The organism is Emticicia sp. W12TSBA100-4 (genome assembly GCF_040253585.1).
Classification (GTDB): Bacteria; Bacteroidota; Bacteroidia; order Cytophagales; family Spirosomataceae; genus Emticicia.
In genome coordinates this window covers 1-3,484 of sequence record NZ_JBELAU010000043.1, presented here as the reverse complement: position 1 = coordinate 3,484, position 3,484 = coordinate 1, and the positions used below count along the sequence as shown (strand labels likewise).

The following is a 3,484-nucleotide window of genomic DNA, read 5'->3' as shown; positions in this document are numbered from 1 at the left end:
CACTGCAAATTCGCCAATTATTGGCGGTACTTTAAATTTATACGCAACAGGCGGAGATACTTATTCTTGGACTGGTCCTGATGGATTTGTCTCTACATTAAAAGATGTATCTACTGCACCCGTTACTGCTTCAATGGCAGGTATTTACAGTGTAACAGTAAATGTAAATGGTTGTACAGCAACAGCCACAACAAACGTAAGTTTGCTTACAACTGACCCAGGTGACATTAATTGTAGTTTGATTCCGACGTTGAGTTTTACAAGTCCAACACTAATTACAGGCACAGCTGGTGCAGTCAATGCACAATATCGCTTCAGTAACGTAACTGCTGGAACAGATGCAATTGTAACTATTATGAGTAAATCGCACGCTGATATTGATATTGTTAATATTGATGTTCCTGCAGCAACTTATGGTGGATATGAAGCAGCTATGCAACCAATAATTGATTATAATTGGATTAATGGAGCTAACTCGTTTGATGCTGCTGGTGAAAAATCAGTTACATTCAAAATTGATTTTGTGGAAACTGGCACGACAACTCCTAAAGTAATGCCGAACTTTATTGCATCAGGCATTGATATTGATGGTAGTGGATTGGAAGTAAGAGAATTTATCGAATCATCGGGACATCAAAGTCATGAAATTCAAACCCCAACTTCGCTTACTTTGAGTGGTGGATTAAAAGCCAAAGGTGCTTATGCAACTTATGCAGGAATTAATGAATTGGCTTTAGATGCTGTTATTTCTTATGGTTATGTTGGAAAAAGCAGCATTACAATAACTTACGGTGCAGAATGGAATGGGAATTCATCAGACTTTGTAGATAATACAAACCCTACGATGAGTGATGAACGTCGCTTGAATTCGCTTTATTTCAAATGCTACGATTTGAATACTACTGTTTGTGACCTACCATTAGCAGCACCTACAGGTGTTCCCGCTAATCGTTGTGGAACTGGGACTGTGACGCTTTCAGCAACAGGATGTTCGGGTACATACAAATGGTATAACGCCATAACTGGTGGAACAGCCATTGGAACAAGTAATAGTTTCACTACACCAAGTATTTCAATAAATACTACTTATTATGTAGAATGTAATGCAGTTGGTTGTACAAGTACTCGAACTTCGGTTTTAGCAACTGTCAATACTGTGCCAACTGCACCTTCAGTTTCTTCTAATAGTATTTGTGGAAGTGGCTCAATCACACTGACAGCGACAGGGTGTACTGGCGGAACTGTTTCTTGGTTTACATCAAAAATTGGTGGTACTTCTCTCGGAACTGGTACAACTTATACGGCTTCAGCTCTTACCTCGAGTGCTGTTTATTTTGCTGCCTGCACAAGTTCAAGTGGTTGTGTGAGTGATACTCGTAATTATGGTGTGGCAACTATCAATCCAATTCCAGATGCAACATTGACTGGTGTTGGGTCATTGTGTTTGGGGTACCAGCCAACGAATAGTGGTAAATTAGTTCTGACAAAGTTCAAATCGACTGATACGTTTTCATATAATATCGGTTCAAGTTATAATTCTGGCACGGCTTCTGCTTTTGTGGCAATTCCAATAAATGGCGAAATGTTAACGGGAATTGCAGACCCAAATACTACGGTAACTTATACTGTTAGATTAAAAAATGCCGAAAATTGCACGATAGACAGAAACGTAACTTTGACCAATCAATGCTCTGCTTGCCCGGCAGGTTATTGCGAACCATCTACTGTCGTAAAAACTAAATAAAATATATTATTTACGTAGTTAAAATAATAATATTCTTAAGCATAAATATAAAAAGATAAAGTAAAATATACCCGCCTGATAACCCGATAGGTGATGTATTTGTAAATAGATCTGTAAAATTATAGACATTTTGACCAATAAAAAAGATAATTCGCTGACTACCAGCGAGATATTTTTTTTATTGGTTTTTTTTTGGCACAAAGATTGCTATTATAAAATTATTGAACGGTATCGTTCTTTCCTAATAATTATAAAATATAATGTATAAGACGAAAATGATTCTTCTTATTAAATATTGTGATTGCGAAAAGCATATTTCTCTCACGGGTCAGAAATATGATCATCTAAGTTTTATACATAATCTACACAATACACATAAAACTTTTGTATAACACAGACTAAACTAACCTCCCATATAAAAAAGTCAAAACACATCGCATGAAGAAATTTTTACATAGTTCAAATTTTAGAAATAGATTTAAGCTGAAAATGTCATTTTTTCTGGTTTTTACGCTATTTCTAAATATTGGAAATGTTTTTGGTCAAGCTACACCTTGTACGAATCCAATCATTTATTTTTTGAAAACTGAAGGAACAAGTACTGATGCTGCTCTTGATGGAAAAATTAAACTTTATGGAGATGTAACAGGAACAAATAAAGTAGTAGTTTCGACCTCAGCTTTAGCTGCTCCAACCAATAATACTGAATTCACAAATGCTCCATTGTTTTCTTCATTTACTAATGGATATATTAAAACAAATGCTCCCAATACAAATCAAACGTATTATGTAAGAGTTTACTCAACCGATGGTTTGTGCTACACTGATAATACAGTAAATTTTGAGAAAACAAACTTTACAACAATCCCAACACAGCCCGACATTATGATTGCCGTCTCACACAATGGGGGGGCTTTTGTTGCTAAAAATACAGCATTTTCTGCGGTTGTGACCGTTCAAAATGACGGTACTGCAACCGCAACAGGTTTAGAAGTAACGGTAACAATTCCTGCGGGACTGACCGTCGGAACACCAACTGCTTCAGTGGGTACTTATAATGCTACAACTGGAAAGTGGACAATTCCATCCATTGCCCCTGGAAGTGTCAATAATGCTACTTTAACCTTTGCTAATACAACATCAACTACTGAAGGCGTTAAATTTATTTCTGCCAATTTAACTGCGGAAACTCAAACGGATAAAGATTCAAGCCCAACAACAAATAATGCAGGTGAAGACGACCAAGATGTAGCATGTGTATCGACTCCTTATGAACTTTGTAACGGAAATAAAATTGACATAACACTGACGTCTTATACAGGTATCATTTGGCAAAAAGATGGTGTAACAATCACAGGTAGTGTACCAGGACAATACACAGTCAATGCCAATGGTTCATTGACTATATATGCAATCGGAGAATATACATATAGTATTACATCTGGCCCAAATGCTTGTCCAACTGGTGGATGTTGTCCAATAAAAGTTATTGCAGCTCCTTTGCCAGTACTTTCATTGACTTCAACTCCAGTCTCATGTTTCGGAGGAAACGACGGAACAATTACTGCAACTGCCACAAGTGGAACTACACCTTATGAGTTTAGTAGAAATGGAACAACTTTTCAATTGTCGGGAGCTTTTACATCTTTAACAGCAGGAACATATACAATTACTGCGAAAGATTTTCAAGGATGTACAGCCACTGCAACAACTACTGTAACGCAACCAGTAGCAGGATTA

The 3,484-nt window shown here is 36.9% G+C and carries 2 protein-coding genes; both read left to right on the top strand.

Translation table 11 applies throughout. The features are described from left to right. Positions 1-1,744: immunoglobulin domain-containing protein (locus tag ABR854_RS25625; RefSeq protein ID WP_502881241.1), on the top strand; the 1,744-nt coding region annotated here is incomplete at its 5' end. 438 nt (positions 1,745-2,182) lie between these two features. Further along, a partial coding sequence (locus ABR854_RS25620; protein WP_350268712.1) for a hypothetical protein occupies positions 2,183-3,484 on the top strand: 1,302 nt, incomplete at its 3' end.